At 59.5% G+C, this 17,303-nt stretch carries 15 protein-coding genes; 6 read left to right on the top strand and 9 right to left on the bottom strand.

Annotation, left to right across the window (positions count from 1 at the left end; all coding sequences use genetic code 11):
• Window positions 1-11: 11 nt before the first annotated feature.
• Window positions 12-1,121: a high-affinity branched-chain amino acid ABC transporter substrate-binding protein LivK gene (gene livK, locus L2I46_RS16315; protein WP_048298510.1), complete on the bottom strand. Its 1,110-nt coding sequence runs from the start codon at window positions 1,119-1,121 to the stop codon at window positions 12-14.
• A 423-nt stretch (window positions 1,122-1,544) separates the two neighbouring features.
• On the opposite strand from livK, the gene panM reads away from it, so the two are divergent.
• On the top strand, window positions 1,545-1,928 hold the full coding sequence (gene panM, locus L2I46_RS16310) for an aspartate 1-decarboxylase autocleavage activator PanM (protein ID WP_032454249.1): 384 nt from the start codon (window positions 1,545-1,547) through the stop codon (window positions 1,926-1,928).
• Window positions 1,929-2,570: 642 nt separating this feature from the next.
• Here panM and livJ read toward each other — a convergent pair.
• From livJ to L2I46_RS16295, 3 genes are all read right to left on the bottom strand, one after another.
• Window positions 2,571-3,674 (bottom strand): branched chain amino acid ABC transporter substrate-binding protein LivJ, encoded by a 1,104-nt coding sequence (gene livJ, locus L2I46_RS16305; protein ID WP_002920812.1) that lies wholly within the window; start codon window positions 3,672-3,674, stop codon window positions 2,571-2,573.
• A 257-nt stretch (window positions 3,675-3,931) separates the two neighbouring features.
• Window positions 3,932-5,176, bottom strand: a complete 1,245-nt coding sequence (locus tag L2I46_RS16300; protein ID WP_060589716.1) for an aromatic amino acid transport family protein — start codon at window positions 5,174-5,176, stop codon at window positions 3,932-3,934.
• A gap of 147 nt (window positions 5,177-5,323) precedes the next feature.
• Window positions 5,324-6,589, bottom strand: a complete 1,266-nt coding sequence (locus L2I46_RS16295) for a 4-aminobutyrate--2-oxoglutarate transaminase (RefSeq protein ID WP_023291230.1) — start codon at window positions 6,587-6,589, stop codon at window positions 5,324-5,326.
• A gap of 118 nt (window positions 6,590-6,707) precedes the next feature.
• Between L2I46_RS16295 and pdxR the strand changes: the two genes are divergently transcribed.
• Entirely contained in the window at window positions 6,708-8,231 is a 1,524-nt protein-coding gene (gene pdxR / locus L2I46_RS16290) for a MocR-like pyridoxine biosynthesis transcription factor PdxR (RefSeq protein WP_032454254.1), read from the top strand.
• A 45-nt stretch (window positions 8,232-8,276) separates the two neighbouring features.
• On the opposite strand, the gene rpoH is transcribed toward pdxR, so the two are convergent.
• From rpoH to ftsY, 4 genes are all read right to left on the bottom strand, one after another.
• The gene (gene rpoH / locus L2I46_RS16285) at window positions 8,277-9,131 is read right to left on the bottom strand and encodes an RNA polymerase sigma factor RpoH (RefSeq protein WP_002920815.1); all 855 of its coding nucleotides are present in this window, start codon (window positions 9,129-9,131) and stop codon (window positions 8,277-8,279) included.
• Between the two features lie 269 nt (window positions 9,132-9,400).
• Window positions 9,401-10,456 carry a permease-like cell division protein FtsX gene (gene ftsX / locus L2I46_RS16280; RefSeq protein ID WP_085551453.1) on the bottom strand — a complete coding sequence of 352 codons (1,056 nt, stop codon included), beginning with the start codon at window positions 10,454-10,456 and terminating at the stop codon, window positions 9,401-9,403.
• Entirely contained in the window at window positions 10,449-11,117 is a 669-nt protein-coding gene (gene ftsE / locus L2I46_RS16275; protein WP_004202097.1) for a cell division ATP-binding protein FtsE, read from the bottom strand. The genes ftsX and ftsE overlap by 8 nt, the downstream gene beginning before the upstream one ends.
• Window positions 11,118-11,119: 2 nt before the next feature.
• Window positions 11,120-12,652, bottom strand: a complete 1,533-nt coding sequence (gene ftsY / locus L2I46_RS16270; RefSeq protein WP_048298513.1) for a signal recognition particle-docking protein FtsY — start codon at window positions 12,650-12,652, stop codon at window positions 11,120-11,122.
• Between the two features lie 182 nt (window positions 12,653-12,834).
• Here ftsY and rsmD point away from each other — a divergent pair, with 182 nt between their 5' ends.
• Window positions 12,835-13,431, top strand: a complete 597-nt coding sequence (gene rsmD, locus L2I46_RS16265; RefSeq protein ID WP_236948042.1) for a 16S rRNA (guanine(966)-N(2))-methyltransferase — start codon at window positions 12,835-12,837, stop codon at window positions 13,429-13,431.
• A complete protein-coding gene (locus L2I46_RS16260) occupies window positions 13,421-13,696 on the top strand; it encodes a DUF1145 family protein (protein ID WP_004202092.1) in 276 nt (91 codons plus the stop codon). Before rsmD ends, L2I46_RS16260 begins: the two co-directional genes overlap by 11 nt.
• Window positions 13,697-13,709: 13 nt before the next feature.
• Here L2I46_RS16260 and L2I46_RS16255 read toward each other — a convergent pair whose 3' ends face one another.
• Window positions 13,710-14,060, bottom strand: a complete 351-nt coding sequence (locus tag L2I46_RS16255) for a DUF2500 domain-containing protein (protein ID WP_023291234.1) — start codon at window positions 14,058-14,060, stop codon at window positions 13,710-13,712.
• A gap of 150 nt (window positions 14,061-14,210) precedes the next feature.
• Between L2I46_RS16255 and L2I46_RS16250 the strand changes: the two genes are divergently transcribed.
• Both L2I46_RS16250 and zntA read left to right on the top strand, forming a co-directional pair.
• Window positions 14,211-14,837, top strand: a complete 627-nt coding sequence (locus tag L2I46_RS16250) for a lysoplasmalogenase (RefSeq protein ID WP_101862285.1) — start codon at window positions 14,211-14,213, stop codon at window positions 14,835-14,837.
• Window positions 14,838-14,915: 78 nt separating this feature from the next.
• Window positions 14,916-17,126: a Zn(II)/Cd(II)/Pb(II) translocating P-type ATPase ZntA gene (zntA, locus tag L2I46_RS16245; RefSeq protein ID WP_236948041.1), complete on the top strand. Its 2,211-nt coding sequence runs from the start codon at window positions 14,916-14,918 to the stop codon at window positions 17,124-17,126.
• Window positions 17,127-17,303 lie beyond the last annotated feature (177 nt).

Here is a 17,303-nt window from a genome sequence, read left to right as displayed (position 1 = left end):
ATCTTCAGCGCTTATTTCGCCGCGCTCGAAGAGCCGTCGGCGTGCCACTGGAAGACACCAAACTCAAATCCCTTCAGATCGCCTTTTTCATCCCAGGTCAGCGGCCCAATCACGGTTTTCGCCCCGTGCGCTTTCAAATCTTTGATTAAATCCAGCGGCTGCTGGCTGCCGGTTCTGTCCATCGCCTGCGCCAGCGACTGAACCGCGGCGTAAGTGATCCAGACATACGGCCCGCTCGGATCTTTCTTCTCCGCTTTCAGCGCGTTGACGATGGCGCTGTTGGCAGGGTCCTGATCGTAGCGTTTTGGCATCGTCACCAGCATCCCTTCCGCCGCGGCGCCCGCGATATTGGACAGCGAGGCGTTGCCGACCCCTTCCGGCCCCATAAACACGGTTTTCAGCCCCACGGAGCGCGCCTGGCGCAGCATCTGCCCCATTTCCGGGTAGTAACCGCCGTAGTAGACGAAGTCGATGTTCTCTTTCTTCAGGCGCGCCAGCAGCGCGGAGAAATCTTTCTCGCCCGCGGTGATGCCGTCAAAGAAGACGATGTTGGCCCCGGCTTTTTTCAGGTTGTCCTGCACCGAACGCGCCAGCCCTTCGCCGTACTGCTGCTTGTCATGAATGATGGCGATACGCTGCGGTTTGACGTTCTCGACGATATATTTCGCCGCGGTCGGCCCCTGCGAGGAGTCGAGGCCGGCGGTACGCATGATGTACTGATAGCCGCGCTGGGTCAGCTCCGGGTTGGTCGCTCCCGGGGAGATCATCAGGATGCCTTCATCCTCATAGATATCGGAAGCCGGCTGGGTGGAAGAGGAGCACAGGTGGCCGATAACGTACTGAATACCGTCGTTGACGATTTTGTTGGCCACCGCGACCGCTTGCTTCGGATCGCAGGCGTCGTCATATTCGACGGCCACCAGCTTGTCGCCCTTAATACCGCCGCTGGCGTTGATGTCTTTAATCGCCTGACGCGCGCCGTTGAACTCCATGTCGCCCCACTGGGCCACCGGACCCGACATCGCGCCGACCACGGCGACCTTAATATCCTTGGCCATCGCCGCGTGCGACATCGCTAATGCGACAATGCCCGCGACGATGGTTTTCGCGTTCCTTTTCATGCTGCAGAACCCCGTTCGTGATGTGGTGTAAATGTTTTGTATTTTTATGGTTAAAAAGCATTCTGTGCTTTTATTAAACAACGCCATTTTTACCATTGAGTTTAATGGTTTAGCGCAGCTTTTCACTAAAAAACAGATTAAAATCTCTATTTTTCAGTCGATTAAGCAAAGATAATATTCTGTATTTTGCTGAAGATAAACAAAAAAAAGTCCATGCGGCAGCATAAAATAACGATACATAAGGCGGAATAAAACGCTGCACATTAGGTTAAAATCCTGCTTATTTTTCGATCCATGACGGATTGCGCTACCCCAACAACGCCAGGAAAACGAATCCCCTGATGTATGCGCAAAAAACAGCGCTCCGCCAGACAGCAATTTTGGGTACACTGGCGCCTCTGTTTTGCACTGGACTTGCCGCCCATGAAACTGACTATTATCCGTTTACAGCACTTCAGCGATCAGGATCGCATTGATCTGGGGAAAATCTGGCCGTCGCAGGATCTGTCGACGCTGACCCTGGATGAAAACCATCGTCTCTATGCCGCCCGCTTTAACGAGCGCCTGTTGGGCGCTGTGCGCGTTACCCTGCGCGGCGTCGAAGGTGAGCTCAGCGATCTGTGCGTGCGTGAAGTGACCCGCCGCCGCGGCGTCGGGCAATATTTAGTGGAAGAGACATTGCGTGATAACCCGGCGATCAATAGCTGGCGCATCGCCGACCGCGGGGTGGAAGACCGCGGCGTGATGGCGGCCTTTATGCAGGCGCTCGGCTTTAGCGCCCAGCAGACCGGTTGGGAAAAGCATTAAGCCGTAGCCCCAATAAGCGGAGCATGGCCAAGGAAGAACCCGGCGGCGCTTCGCTTAGCCGGGTTACCTGGCTTACATCAGTAAATAACCGGGGTTGAGGGGCGCAGACAACGCATTTGCAGCGTGAAAGGCGCCCACCCATTTAACCCAGCATTTCGCGTTGCAAAAAGGCGTCAAGACCCGAAATCCCCGGGAGCTTACATCAGTAAGTGACCGGGGTTGAGGGGCGCAGACAACGCATTTGCAGCGTGAAAGGCGCCCACCCATTTAACCCAGCATTTCGCGTTGCAAAAAGGCGTCAAGACCCGACATCCCCGGGAGCTTACATCAGTAAGTGACCGGGGTTGAGGGGCGCAGACAACGCATTAGCAGCGTGAAAGGCGCCCACCCATTTAACCCAGCATTTCGCGTTGCAAAAAGGCGTCAAGACCCGAAATCCCCGGGAGCTTACATCAGTAAGTGACCGGGGTTGAGGGGCGCAGACAACGCATTTGCAGCGTGAAAGGCGCCCACCCATTTAACCCAGCATTTCGCGTTGCAAAAAGGCGTCAAGACCCGAAATCCCCGGGAGCTTACATCAGTAAGTGACCGGGGTTGAGGGGCGCAGACAACGCATTTGCAGCGTGAAAGGCGCCGGTTAAATTATTTGGCGTCGGTCGCCGTACCGTTAGCATGCCAGGTAAAGACACCGAACTCGAAGCCTTTCAGGTCGCCTTTCTGATCCCACGACAGCGGGCCCATCACGGTGTCTACCGTCGCCCCTTTCAGGTATTTAGCGATTTCCGCCGGATCGTCAGACTGATTCAGGCCCGCCTGCAGCGACTGCAGCGCCGCGTAGGTGGTCCAGACGAAGGCGCCGCTCGGATCCTGTTTCTTCGCCTTGATCGCATCCACGATCGGTTTGTTCGCCGGCACCTGGTCGTAGTTCTTCGGCTTGGTCACCAGCAGGCCTTCCGCCGACTCGCCGGCGATATTAGACAGGGAGACGTTCGCTACGCCTTCCGGGCCCATAAACTGGGTTTTCAGACCGGCAGCGCGGGCCTGACGCAGGATCTGGCCCATTTCCGGGTGGTAACCGCCGTAGTAGACGAAGTCGATATTCTCTTTCTTCAGGCGCGCCACCAGAGTGGAGAAATCTTTCTCACCAGCGGTGATCCCGTCGAAGAAGACCACGTTCGCCCCGCCTTTTTTCAGGCCATCCTGCACCGCACGGGCCAAACCTTCGCCGTACTGCTGTTTGTCATGCACGACTGCGATACGCTGCGGCTTCACTTTGTCGAGAATGTATTTCGCCGCGGTTGGTCCCTGGTCGGAGTCCAGCCCGGTGGTGCGCAGGATCAGCTTATAGCCGCGCGCGGTCAGCTCAGGCGCGGTCGCAGCGGGGGTGATCATCAGAATGCCTTCGTCTTCATAGATGTCAGACGCCGGCTGAGTGGAAGAGGAGCACAGGTGGCCGATAACGTATTTGATCCCGTCGTTGACCACTTTGTTGGCAACCGCTACCGCCTGTTTCGGGTCGCAAGCGTCATCATATTTTACGATCTGCAGCTTATTGCCCTTAATGCCGCCCTTCGCGTTGATATCCGCTACCGCCTGCTCGGCGCCGGTAAACTCCTGATCGCCGTACTGGGCCACCGGGCCGGACATCGCCCCGACTACCGCGATTTTGATATCTTCCGCCAGCGCCGCGCTGCTCATAACTAAGGCAATACATCCTGCCAGTAACGCTTTACCCTTCATATTCATCCTGAGGCTCCCCATTATTATGGTTTTTGCATTTGTTGTGATGTTGTTTGTTAGCGCATTATTTTGTTTATATCGATAGGAAAAGCATATGATAGCTAACCAACCGGGGGCTGCTCGCGCTTTTGCAGCACACTATGCTAAACATACCGTCATTCTGAGGAATTTGAAACGACTAAATTGCGGGCTATGTAACAGATAAGTGACAAATAAAAAAACCGCGCCAGCATGAACCGGACGCGGTGCAAAACAGGCCCTAATTACCAGCCAGCGGGCAGGTAGCCTACCGCGGACGCTACCGCGTAGACGGCGCTGCAAAGATACAACAACACAATGAAGCATTGGATAAGCGGATGGGTCATCCAGGCCGGACAGGTCCAGCCCGGCGTCAGGTCGCCACGCTGGCGGGCGCCCTTGAGCATCAGGATCGGCATAATCGATAAAATAACGCCGCTGAACACCCCGGCAAAATAGAGCGCGTTGACGAAAGAGACCATACCGCTGTAGGCCAGCACGAACGGCGGGATCGCCACCACCAGCAGCACCATCAAGCGGCGGGCAGGCTGTTCATCATTCCCCAGGCGGAACTGATCGAAGATATTGGTCAGGAAGCTGCCGCCCAGTCCCCAGTAGGAGGTCAGCATCGCGCACAGCGCAAACAGGTTGGCGGAGAAGAAGGCCCATTCGCCAAGCGCCCTGCCCCAGGAGATGGTGGCCACATCCGAAATATTGTCCAGGCCATTAAGCGAGATCACCGACAGCGGCACCAGCGCCAGCAGGGTAAAGGTCAGCGCCATACCGACCATAATGGCTTTAGGCAATTTTTCCGGTTTGTCGGCGAAGCCTCGCGCCATTTCCGGGACGATATACTGTGCCGAGAAGCAGAACGCCACGACGTTGAAGACCGGAACCATATACAGCCAGTTGCCGTCGAGCAGATAGCCCACGCGGGTGGTCTCTTTCAACAGCGTGGCAATCACCAGCACCGAGATCATCACCACCATACCGATGCTGATAAATTTCTCGCCGCGGCCGATCGCCTTCAGCCCCAGATAAAGCACCCCTGCCGCCGGGACGAAAAACAGCACGCTGCCCAGCGCCGGCGAAATGCCAAACAGGGAGTAGAGCAGCTTGCCGCTGCCGGTCATATAAGCCGTCAATGCGCCGACGCTGTTGACGCAGACGGAGAGGAACATCATCAGCGCGCCAAAGCCGCCGACGTAGCGCTTTGATAATCCGCTGAGCTGCAGATGTTTACGCGTGCGGAGCGTAGATTCCGCGACATAGAGCATGGTCACCGTGGTCAGGCTGCCCACCAGCACCAGCCAGAACAGCAGCGGTAAGAAGCCCGCTTTGCTTGACGCATAGGCGATGGAGAGGACACCCGCGCCGATATTGGTACCGACAATCATCGATACCCCTTCGACGAAGCTCAGAGATTTTGCAGGGACAGCCGTACGTTCCCGGCCGGTGAGGGCGGGAGAAAAGGTGGAGTTTTCAGACATAATACTTTCCGTTTTACTCCGGCGGTTTTCTCCGCCGGAAAAAAGGTGATATCAGGGTGATAAACCACTCACGCTGAGCATGAACAGCCGGCTGCGGCTTCCTGTTTCTGTTCGGCTTCCCTGCCGCCGCAGCCCACCGGGGAGACGTTAGCTCTTCAGTACGCGCGCCAGAATATCCAGCGCTTTCGAGAACTGGGCGTCCGGAATCGTCAACGGATAGAGGAAGCGGATCACGTTGCCGTAGACGCCGCAGCTCAGCAGCAGCAGGCCGTTCTCCTGCGCTTTCTGTTGCACCTGGCGGGTAAACTCCGGCGACGGCTCGCCAGTTTGCGGATCGTTAAACTCCACCGCCACCATCGACCCCCGACCGCGGACATCAACAATCGCCGGACAGGTGGCGCGCGCCTGGTTGAGCACTTCCTGCAGATGGCTACCCAGCTGTTCAGCGCGCTGGCACAGCTGCTCTTCAGCAATCACATCCAGCACCGCGTGCGCCGCGGCTACCGCCAGCGGGTTACCGGCATAGGTTCCACCCAGGCCGCCTGGCGCTGGGGCATCCATCACCTCGGCGCGACCAACGACGCCCGACAGCGGGAAACCGCCGGCGAGGCTTTTCGCCATCGTCATCAGATCCGGTTTCACATCATAGTGCTGCATGGCGAACAGCTTGCCGGTACGGGCGAAACCGGTCTGCACTTCATCGGCGATCAGCAGAATGCCGTGGGTATCGCACAGATCGCGCAGCGCCTGCATGAAATCGGCTGGCGCGACGTTAAAGCCGCCTTCTCCCTGGATCGGCTCGAGGATGATGGCCGCGACCTGGTCCGGCGCAATATCCGCTTTGAAAATGCGCTCCAGGCTTTTCAGCGCATCCGCGGTGGAGACACCGTGCGCCGCATTCGGGTAGACACCGTGATACACCGAGCCCGGGAAGGGCCCGAAGCCGATTTTGTAGGGCGCGACCTTACCGGTGAGCGCCATGGTCATAAAGGTACGGCCGTGGAAGCCGCCGCCGAAAGTAATCAGCCCCGGACGGCCGGTGTAAGCGCGGGCAATTTTCACCGCGTTCTCGACCGCTTCCGCGCCGGTGGTGAAGAAGGCCGTTTTTGCCGGCCCGTCAATCGGCGCCAGATCGTTGATACGTTCCGCCAGCGTGACATAGCTTTCGTACGGCACAATCTGATAGGCGGTGTGGGTGAACGCCTGCAGCTGGTCAGCGACCGCGGCAACCACCTTCGGATGACGGTGACCGGTATTTAACACGGCGATACCGGCGGCGAAATCGATCACCTCATTGCCTTCGATATCCCACAGCGTGGCGTTCTCCGCCTTCTCGACAAAGTAGTTACACATTACGCCTACGCCGCGCGGCGTCGCCTGCTGGCGACGTTGATTCAGTTCTGAGCTTTTCACCTGCGAATCTCCTGTCGTGTATGTCACGTTATCGCAACAAATTAGAAACGATGTCGTTTATTTACACAGGAGTTGGCCCTATAATCGAGTACCAATTTTGAATATCTGAGGGATCCAATTGCGTTCGCTGGTGGGTGACCTGGTGCTGGTCCGTCTGCAGGAAGAGCGCGACCCTCTTCTGCACAAACGCTTATACAACGCGCTTCGCCGCGCGATCCTTGACGGTTCGCTGGCGCCGCAAAGCCGCCTGCCGCCGTCGCGGGACCTGGCGGGAGAACTCGGCGTATCAAGAAACACCATATTAACAACTTATGAACAATTACTGGCGGAAGGATATGTGGTTTCCCGTCGGGGAAGCGGAACATTCGTTGCCCAAACCGCGCCTGAAAGTTCATTGACCGCTAAGGGGAAGCGGGAAAACAGCAGTATCGCGACTTCGACGGCGCACCTTTCACGCCGCGGCCAGCACCTGCTCGGCCAGGTCAGCGCCAGCCCACGCCAGTGGGGAGCGTTTATTCCCGGCGTACCGGACGTTAACGCCTTTCCCCATCCGCTGTTCAGCAAGATCCAGGCCCGCATCAGCCGTCGGCCAAAGCCGGAGCGGCTCAGCTACAGCTGCAACGGCGGTACCCCGGAGCTACAGCAGGCGCTGGTGGATTATCTGCGGGTATCGCGCGGCGTCCACTGTCAGGCAGATCAAATTCTTATCACCGAGGGGATCCACCAGGCGATTGACCTGGTCACTCGCATGCTGTGCGACAACGGCGATCTGGCGTGGGTGGAGGAACCTTCCTACTGGGGCATTCGCCATGTGCTGGCGATGAACGACGTCCGGGCGGCCCCCATCACCGTCGATGCCAATGGGCTGTGCCCGCCGGAAACGGTTGACGATGCGCCGCGACTCATCTTCGTCACCCCTTCTCACCAGTATCCGCTGGGCGCAGTGATGAGCCTTGAACGCCGTCAGCGGCTGCTGGCGCTCGCCCGCCAGCAGGGCAGCTGGATCGTCGAAGATGATTATGACAGCGAGTTTCGCTTTTCCGGCCAGCCCATCCCCGCCCTGCAGGGGCTGGTGGCCGATGCGCCGGTGGTCTATATCGGCACCTTCAGCAAGACGCTCTATCCCGGCCTGCGCCTGGGCTATGTGGTGATCCCCCGCCCGCTGGTCAGCGATCTGAAGCACGCCCACGCCGAGCTTTATCGCGGCGGCCATTCGCTGATCCAGATGGCGCTGGCGGAGTTTATTACCGCTGGTCACTACTCGGCGCATATCCGCCGCATGCGGCTGCTCTACAGCCGTCGTCGCGCCTTTTTAACCGAGCTGATTCAGCGGCACTGTATGCCCGACGCCCTGTCGGACTTCAGCGATAATGCCGGACTGCATTTGATCCTCAATTTACCGGAGGAGGCGGACGATGTGGCGATCGCCCGCGAGGCCAATGCGCGCCACATTCTGGTGCGGCCGCTCTCGCGCTACTACCTGACGGCGGCGCGTAAGAAAGGATTATTGATGGGATTTGCCAGCCAGCCCGAGGAGCAGATGGCGCCGGCGTTCAGCGTGCTGATAGGCTGCCTGCGGACGCACTGTCCAGAGGTACTGCTGCCCATGGATGGCGCAGAAAAACAAAACGCCCCAACCTGAGGCGGGGCGTTATCGGGGTGCCTGGCGTCAGGCAGGGGTGGCGTATCAGGCTTCGATCGCGGCACGCAGTTTTTTCATGGCGTTCTTTTCCAGCTGACGCACGCGCTCTGCGGAGACGCCGTAGCGGTCAGCCAGCTCCTGCAGCGTGGACTTGTTGTCTTCGTCCAGCCAGCGGGCGCGGATGATATCCTGGCTACGCTCGTCCAGGCCCTGCATCGCGTCAGTCAGCTTATTCGCCGCCTGCTCTTCCCAGTTGTCGTCTTCGATGCCGTCGGCAAAGTTTGACGTTTTGTCCTGCAGATAAAGAACCGGCGCCATCGGCTGGCTGTCGGATTCATCGTCCGACGACATGTCGAACGTCATGTCCTGGGCCGCCATACGGGATTCCATCTCGCGGACGTCTTTGCTCGACACGCCCAGCTCACGGGCCACCATTTCCACTTCATCCTGGTTGAACCAACCCAGACGCTGTTTGGTTTTACGCAGGTTAAAGAACAGCTTACGCTGTGCTTTGGTGGTAGCGACCTTCACGATACGCCAGTTGCGCAGCACGTATTCGTGAATTTCGGCTTTAATCCAGTGCACGGCGAAGGAGACCAGGCGCACACCCACTTCCGGGTTGAAGCGACGCACGGCTTTCATCAGGCCGATATTGCCTTCCTGGATCAGATCCGCCTGCGGCAGGCCATAGCCCGAGTAGTTACGAGCAATGTGAACAACAAAGCGCAGGTGAGACAGAATCAGCTTTTTCGCTGCTTCCAGATCGCCCTGGTAATGCAGCTTTTCAGCAAGCTCCCGCTCTTCATCAGCCGACAGCATCGGCCAAGTGTTAGCGGCCCGGATGTACGATTCCAGGTTACCAACGGGGGCTAAAGCTAAAGTTTGCATTTCTTTGGTCATTCAAATCCTCTCAATTGATATCTTCTGACGTGGTCTTGTCCCCATCAGGCAACAAGCATGCCAGCATTCATGAGCAACGAGAATATCACTCACATTAGTATCAGACAGTGATTTTATCCACAAGTTCCCTGCAACGGTGTGAATAAATTACGCACAAAATGTGACACCACGATGAAAAAGTGAGGGCAGGAAAAGGAGAACAAGCTTGCGGTATCTTTCCCTGCGAACAGGAACTCATTGCAGCAGGGAAAGATTATATCACGCTTTTTTTAATCGGGAGTAAAGTGACGTAAATGTTGCACTGTCGCCAGCCAGGCGGCCACCCACCCGATCATCGAGCAGACGATCAGCATCAGCAGACACTCGTCAAAGCCTAAGCCGCTCAGCTCAAACTGGGTGCCGAACACCTTCGCCACCTCGGTCACTGCCGACGAGAGGCGCATCACCAGAATCTCCGACAGGATCAGCGATAAAAACGCGCCGGAGAAGCCCAGCATCGCCCCGCCGTAGAGGAACGGACGCAGGATAAAGCCGTCGGTGGCGCCGATCAGTTTCTGCACGTTAATGGTATCGCGGCGGGCGAAGATGCTCAGGCGCACGCTGTTGCCGATCACCAGGAACACCGCCGCCACCATCAGCACGCCGATCATCGCCGACACGCGGCCCACCAGCCCGGTGAGCGAGGAGAGGCGGGCAAACCAGCTGTCGTCCATCCGTACTTCATCGACCCCCTGGATCCGCGATACCCGCTCGCGCAGGGTGTTCAGCGCTTCCGTGCTCTGGAAATCCAGCTTCGGCACCACGATGGCGACCGCCGGCAGCGGGTTCTCTTCCAGCATATCCAGGGCGCCGCCAAAGCCGGACCAGTTACGGAATTCACCCAATGCCTCGTCACGTGACAAATAGTTCACCTTGTCGACGCCCTGCTCCGCCTGCAGCTGGCCGACCACCCGCGCCGCGGCATCGTCATCCAGCGTTTTTTCCAGATACACGGTGATCTGCGGCGAGGGATAGTACTGTGACGCCGCGCTGCTGACGTTTTTGTAGACCATGTAGCAGACGCTTGGCAGGGTCAACGAGATGGCGATAACCATCACCGTCAGGAAGGTCGCCAGCGGCGTGCTTTTTAAATCCTGGAGCGCGCCGTGCCAGGCGTAGCGCACCTGCTCGTTGAACACGTTACTCTTACGCGAGGCCGGGTTAGGCGCCGCTTTCGGCCGTTTTGGCGCATTGCGCCCGCCGCCGCCGCCGCCCGCCGCGTTGCGCAGGCGATCGAACTTGCTGCCGAACTGGCGGATTTGGTTCATTGCGTCGCGCTTATTCACCCCGAATGCCTCCATGCAGATGGCCGTCGCTGAGCGTCAGCACGCGGTACGGACGGCTGGAGATAAGCCCCAGATCGTGCGTGGCCATCAGTACCGTCACCCCGACGCGGTTAAACTCTTCAAACAGACGTAAAATCCCCTCCGAGAGCGCCTCGTCGAGGTTACCGGTCGGTTCATCCGCCAGCAGCACCGCCGGCTTGTTGACCACCGCGCGAGCGATCCCCACGCGCTGCTGCTCGCCGCCGGAGAGCTGAATCGGAAAGTTCTTCGCTTTGTCCAGCAGCCCGACCTTATCCAGCGCCGCCGAGACCCGGCGACGTATGTCATCGCCGCTGGCGCCGGCGATAATCAGCGGGATCGCCACGTTGTCATACACGGTACGATCCATCAGCAAATGGTGGTCCTGGAAAATCATGCCGATCTGGCGGCGCAGGAACGGCACCTCACGGCTCTTCAGGCGGCTGATTTCATGACCGCTGAAGAAGATTTTCCCGGCGCTGGGCCGTTCGATACCACAGATAAGCTTCAGCAGGGTACTTTTCCCTGCGCCGGAGTGGCCGGTCAGAAACGCCATCTCGCCCGGCTGCAGGTGGAAGTTCACCCCCTGCAGCGCTTGTCTCCCACCGAGATAGGCTTTGCTGACTTGTTCAAAGCGAATCATTCTTAATCCTCTCGGGCAAAAAGTGCCTCAATAAAGTCGCCCGCATTAAACGGACGCAGATCCTCAATACGCTCGCCGACGCCAATATAGCGAATCGGAATGCCGAACTGGTCGGCCACCGAGAAGATCACGCCGCCTTTGGCGGTGCCATCCAGCTTGGTCAGGGTGATCCCGGTCAAACCTACCGCTTCATGGAACAGTTTGGCCTGGCTAATGGCATTCTGCCCGGTGCTGGCGTCGATGGTTAACATCACCTCATGCGGCGCGTCGACGTCCAGCTTTTTCATCACCCGGACGATCTTCTTCAGCTCTTCCATCAGGTGCGATTTATTCTGCAGACGCCCGGCGGTATCGGCAATCAGCACATCAACATGGCGCGCCTTCGCCGCCTGAATGGCGTCGAAAATCACCGAGGCGGAATCGGCGCCGGTGTGCTGGGCGATCACCGGGATATTGTTACGCTGGCCCCAGACCTGCAGCTGTTCCACCGCCGCCGCACGGAAGGTATCCCCCGCCGCCAGCATCACCGATTTGCCCTGCTGCTCAAACTGACGCGCCAGCTTACCGATGGTGGTGGTTTTCCCCACCCCGTTCACGCCGACCATCAGAATAACAAATGGCGTTTTGCCTTCAACATTCAGCGGCTCATCCACTTTGGCGAGGATATCGCCCATTTCTTCTTTCAGCAGGCCGTACAGCGCTTCCGCATCGCGCAGCTGCTTACGGCTGGCGCCCTCGGTGAGATGAGTAATGATCTTGCGGGTGGTTTCCACCCCGACGTCGGCGATCAGCAGTTGCTCTTCCAGCTCTTCAAACAGATCGTCGTCGATCTTCTTACCGCGGAACAGGCTGATAAATCCGGAACCGAGATTTTGTTTGGTTTTCAGCAGGCTACGCTTAAGGCGGGCGAAAAAGCCTTCTTTCGTCGGTTTTTCCTGCTCCTGGACCAGCGCTTCCACCGGCGCCTCTTCCTCTGGCGCCGGCACCACCACCGCCGCCTCTTCCGCCGCCTCGGCCGCCAGCGCCTGCGCTTCCAGCTCTTCATCGCTTAACGGCGCGTCCTCTTCCGGCGCTTCCGTCTCCTGAGGTTGGGCGACGACATCCTCTACAGGCTGCTCAGCCACGGCCTCCGCCGCCACCGGTTCGGCGATAACGTCCTCCACCAGCGACTCAACCACTGCCGGCTGTTCCTCCGCCTTCAGCGGTTCGCTGACCGCAGGCTCCGGCGCGACGACCGGCGCCTCTTCAACCAAAGCAGGCGCTGGCGCCGCCTCTTCTTCCGGCGCGCTGGCAGGCTCCGCGAGGTGGGCCTTTTCGCTTTCGACCACCGTCTCGGTGACTTCGACGACCTCTTCGGCAAACGCCTCCGGGTCCGCTTTCGGCGCGCTCGGCTCAGCAGGGGTTTCCGCCGCCGGCGTCTCCTGGGCAACCGCTTGTTGTTCTTCTACTTTTTGTTCAGTCTCGGTTTCCTGTGCCTGCTCTTTCTGTCCAAAGCCCAGCCAGGAAAAGAAGCCACGTTTTTTCTCTTTTGCCATTTGCGACCACACTCCTCGCTGTTTATTCATGGCGCAGCTTCATCAGAAGCTGAAAAAATGATGAAATTAGTTGGATAGTCTATCACTTAACTTAACTCGCAGCACCGCCCCCGGATTAAGGTTTCGTCAACCGCCGTCGATCGCTAGAATAGCAGGCCGGAAGTTGAGACTTGAGCAGAGAGATGAAAAAACCAAACCACGCGGGCAACGGCCAGATCCGCATCATCGGCGGGCAATGGCGCGGCCGTAAATTACCGGTGCCGGAGAGCCCGGGCCTGCGGCCGACCACCGACCGGGTTCGCGAAACCCTTTTTAACTGGCTGGCGCCGTCCATCGTTGACGCGCACTGCCTCGACTGCTTTGCCGGCAGCGGCGCGCTGGGGCTTGAGGCGCTGTCCCGCTATGCGGCCAGCACCACGCTACTGGAGATGGAGCGCGGCGTCGCTCAGCAGTTGCAAAAAAACCTGGCCACCCTGAAAGCGGATCGCGGCAAGGTGATCGCGACTAACACCCTCAGCTTCCTGAGCCAACCGGGCACGCCGCATCAGATTGTGTTTGTCGACCCACCGTTCCGTCAGGGGCTGCTGGAGGAGACGCTGCGCCTGCTGGAAACGCAGGGCTGGCTGGCCGACGAGGCCCTGGTGTACGTCGAAAGCGAAGTCGAAAACGGTTTACCGCCGGTACCGGCGAACTGGCATCTGTATCGTGAAAAAGTGGCCGGACAGGTCGCGTACCGTCTTTACCAACGTGAGGCCCAAGGAGAGAACCATGCTGATTAATTTAGGCCGCCTGCTGATGCTGTGCGTCTGGGCCTTTCTGTTATTGAATCTGTTTCAGCCCTTCCCGAAGCCGCTGAATATCTTCGTCAACGTCGCGCTGATTTTTATGATCCTGATGCACGGTCTGCAGCTGACGCTGCTCAAGGCGACGCAGCCGAAGGATGCCCCGCCGCTGGGCCGCTTTGAGCAAATCCGCATTTTTATCTTCGGCGTGTTTGAGCTCGTCGCCTGGCAGAAAAAACTGAAGGCGACGCTGAAGAAATAGTCCTGACAAGGGCTCAGGGATCGGGCGTGAACGCCACGAACGCTGTGCCCTTATAACTCAACATCCCGCGATCGCCGACGCTCAGCGCATGATACTGCGGCGCGTCAAGGCGAAACACCACCTCCAGCCCGCCGTTCTCAGGGCGAAAGCTCGCTTCATAGCGCATCTCGCTGCCCGCAGGCGTCACCGTCTGCTGCCGCGAACGCCGATCGTTAATCACTTTTTCCCGCTTATTGCTGACGATCACCCGCTTTTGCAACACCGGCGCGGCGTCGTTCGCCAGTTTTTCGCGGCGCTGCTGCACATAGCGAAACGAAGCCGCCACCACAATCACCGCGACGACCAGAACAAAAAAGAGCGGCATTTTACTCATTAAGGTTACCCATAAAAAATATCAGGAATCAGCATACTGCGACTGGAATAACATTGTCATCTGCTGCGCCAAACCACTACACTGAGTGGTAGCTTCACGCATCCGTAACTTTCCTTATGATAACAGATACAGGGACTTACTATGCTTTGGTCATTTATTGCTGTCTGTTTCTCCGCATGGCTTTATGTCGATGCATCCTATCGCGGGCCGGCCTGGCGACGCTGGGTATTTAAACCTGTCACCCTGATTCTGTTGCTGTTGCTGGCCTGGCAGGCGCCGATGTTCAATGCCATCAGCTACCTGGTGCTGGCCGGCCTGTGCGCCTCACTGCTCGGCGACGCCCTGACCCTGCTGCCGCGCCAGCGGATGATGTACGCGGTGGGCGCCTTCTTCCTGTCGCATCTGCTGTATACCATCTGGTTCGCCAGCCAGCTGACGCTGTCGTTCTTCTGGCCGCTGCCGCTGGTGCTGCTGGTATTCGGCGCCCTGCTGATGGCGGTGATCTGGAGCCGGCTGGAAGAGATGAAAATGCCGGTGCTGACCTTTATCGGCATGACGCTGGTGATGGTCTGGCTGGCCGGTGAGCTGTGGTTTGCCCGCCCTACCAACACCGCGCTGTCCGGATTCGCCGGCGCCGCTCTGCTGCTGCTGAGCAATGCCGTGTGGCTGGTGAGCCACTATCGCCGCCGTTTCCGCGCCGATAACGCCATTGCAGCCGCGTTTTACTTTGCCGGCCACTTCCTCATCGTGCGCGCGCTGTACCTGTAATTTAGTCCTTGACTCTGGAGTCGACTCCAGAGTGTATCCTACGGCTAATGAGAAAATTATCATTTACCGGAGGGTGCCATGTCGACTCCAGACGCGCAGGATAAAAAAGTCCCACAATTCTCGTCATTCACCATGCGGCCAGCGCCCGCCCCGGCGGAAAGCTGCTGCACAGACCACGCCTGCGCCGCAGAGACCGCGCCTGCCGCCGAAGCGCTCAGCGACGTCCGCTACAGCTGGCAGGTTGCAGGCATGGACTGCGCCGCCTGCGCCCGCAAGGTGGAAACGGCGGTTCGTCAGGTGCCCGGCGTCAGTCAGGTTCAGGTGCTGTTCGCCACTGAAAAATTATTGGTTAACGCCGAGGGCGACGTTCGGGCTCAGGTTGAGCAGGCGGTACGTCAGGCAGGCTATACGCTGCGCGATGCCGATGCCCCCGCGTCAGAGAAAACTCAGGGCTCGCGGCTGCGCGACAATTTACCGTTGCTGACGCTGATCATGATGATGGCCCTGAGCTGGGGGATGGAGCAGGCCAACCACCCTGCCGGTCAGTTAGCCTTTATTGCCACCACCCTGGTCGGCCTGTGGCCGGTTGCCCGCCAGGCGCTGCGCCTGATCAAGAGCGGGAGCTGGTTCGCCATTGAAACGCTGATGAGCGTCGCCGCCATCGGGGCGCTGTTTATCGGCGCCACCGCAGAGGCGGCGATGGTCCTGCTGCTGTTCCTGATCGGCGAGCGTCTCGAAGGCTGGGCCGCCAGCCGCGCGCGGCAGGGGGTGAGCGCGCTGATGGCGCTGAAGCCCGACACCGCCATTCGCCTGCGCAACGGCGTGCGGGAAACCGTCGCCCAGCGCGATCTGCGCCCCGGGGATGTGATCGAAGTGGCCGCCGGCGGGCGTCTGCCGGCGGATGGTCAGCTGCTGTCGCCATTTGCCAGCTTTGATGAAAGCGCTCTGACCGGCGAGTCGGTGCCGGTGGAGCGCCTGGCCGGAGAACGGGTAGCGGCGGGCGCCACCAGCGTCGACCGCCTGGTGCAGCTGACCGTGATCTCCGAACCGGGCGACAGCGCCATCGACCGCATCCTGAAGCTGATTGAAGAGGCGGAGGAGCGTCGGGCGCCGATCGAGCGTTTTATCGATCGCTTCAGCCGGATCTACACTCCGGCCATTATGGTGGTGGCCCTGTTGGTCGCCATTGTCCCGCCCCTGCTCTTCGCCAGCGCCTGGCTGCCGTGGATTTATAAAGGGCTGACGCTGCTGCTGATCGGCTGCCCGTGCGCGCTGGTTATCTCCACCCCGGCAGCCATCACTTCCGGCCTGGCGGTCGCCGCCCGACGCGGAGCGTTAATTAAAGGCGGCGCGGCGCTGGAACAGCTGGGCCAGGTGCGCCAGGTGGCGTTCGACAAAACCGGCACCCTGACCGTCGGCCAGCCGCAGGTGACCACGGTCATCGCCACGGCTGAGAATGACGATAACACGCTGCTGGCGCTGGCGGCGGCGGTTGAGCAAGGCTCCAGCCATCCGCTGGCGCAGGCTATCGTCCGCGAAGCGCAGCGGCGTCAGCTGAGTATTCCGCAGGCCAGCGGCCAGCGGGCGCTGGCCGGCTCCGGTATTGAAGCCGAGGTCAACGGCAGCCGTATCGTAATCTGCGCGGCCAGCAAAGCCGCCCCGTCAGAGCATGAGGCGCAGATCCAGCAGCTGGAGAGCGCCGGTCAAACGGTGGTGCTGGTCATGCGCGGCGAGACGCTTCTCGGCATCCTGGCGCTGCGCGACACCCTGCGCGACGACGCGCGTCAGGCAGTGGATGCCTTACACCAGCTGGGGGTGCAGGGGGTGATCCTTACCGGGGATAACCCGCGCGCCGCGGCGGCCATCGCCAGCGAACTGGGTCTGGAATTCCGCGCCGGCCTGCTGCCGGCGGACAAAGTCGAAGCGGTGATGGCGCTGAATGCCGATGCGCCGCTGGCGATGGTCGGGGACGGCATCAACGACGCCCCGGCGATGAAGGCGGCGACCATCGGCATCGCCATGGGCAGCGGCACCGACGTGGCGCTGGAGACCGCCGACGCCGCGCTGACCCACAACCGTCTGACCGGCCTGGCGCAGATGATCTCCCTGGCGCGGGCGACCCACGCGAATATTCGCCAGAACATCGCGATTGCCTTAGGGCTGAAGGGGATTTTCCTTGTCACCACCCTGCTCGGCCTGACCGGCCTGTGGCTGGCGGTGCTGGCGGATACCGGCGCCACCGTACTGGTAACGGCTAACGCGCTGCGGTTATTGCGTAAGAAGTTGTAGCATAGATACCGGCTTCCCTGCTCGCGCTACGCTTAGCAGGGCTACGGTTCCAGACCGTCGGGTAGCCCGGATAAGGCGCTACGCGCCGCTATCCGGGGTATTCCCTGCTCGCGCTACGCTTAGCAGGGCTACGGTTCCAGACCGTCGGGTAGCCCGGATAAGGCGCTACGCGCCGCT

The organism is Klebsiella sp. 2019SCSN059, assembly GCF_021739525.1.
Classification (GTDB): Bacteria; Pseudomonadota; Gammaproteobacteria; order Enterobacterales; family Enterobacteriaceae; genus Klebsiella; species Klebsiella quasipneumoniae.
Note: the sequence above shows the minus strand (reverse complement) of the source record. Positions and strands in the feature narration are given on the sequence as shown.

Bases quoted from the DNA above. Each gene is read 5' to 3' on its own strand.
- L2I46_RS16260 (WP_004202092.1), top strand. From the start codon at position 13,421: ATGCTGATTAATTTAGGCCGCCTGCTGATGCTGTGCGTCTGGGCCTTT.
- panM (WP_032454249.1), top strand. From the start codon at position 1,545: ATGAAACTGACTATTATCCGTTTACAGCACTTCAGCGATCAGGATCGC.
- livK (WP_048298510.1), bottom strand. From the start codon at position 1,121: ATGAAAAGGAACGCGAAAACCATCGTCGCGGGCATTGTCGCATTAGCG.
- rsmD (WP_236948042.1), top strand. From the start codon at position 12,835: ATGAAAAAACCAAACCACGCGGGCAACGGCCAGATCCGCATCATCGGC.
- zntA (WP_236948041.1), top strand. From the start codon at position 14,916: ATGTCGACTCCAGACGCGCAGGATAAAAAAGTCCCACAATTCTCGTCA.
- ftsE (WP_004202097.1), bottom strand. From the start codon at position 11,117: ATGATTCGCTTTGAACAAGTCAGCAAAGCCTATCTCGGTGGGAGACAA.
- L2I46_RS16300 (WP_060589716.1), bottom strand. From the start codon at position 5,176: ATGTCTGAAAACTCCACCTTTTCTCCCGCCCTCACCGGCCGGGAACGT.
- rpoH (WP_002920815.1), bottom strand. From the start codon at position 9,131: ATGACCAAAGAAATGCAAACTTTAGCTTTAGCCCCCGTTGGTAACCTG.
- L2I46_RS16255 (WP_023291234.1), bottom strand. From the start codon at position 14,060: ATGCCGCTCTTTTTTGTTCTGGTCGTCGCGGTGATTGTGGTGGCGGCT.
- ftsY (WP_048298513.1), bottom strand. From the start codon at position 12,652: ATGGCAAAAGAGAAAAAACGTGGCTTCTTTTCCTGGCTGGGCTTTGGA.
- L2I46_RS16250 (WP_101862285.1), top strand. From the start codon at position 14,211: ATGCTTTGGTCATTTATTGCTGTCTGTTTCTCCGCATGGCTTTATGTC.
- livJ (WP_002920812.1), bottom strand. From the start codon at position 3,674: ATGAATATGAAGGGTAAAGCGTTACTGGCAGGATGTATTGCCTTAGTT.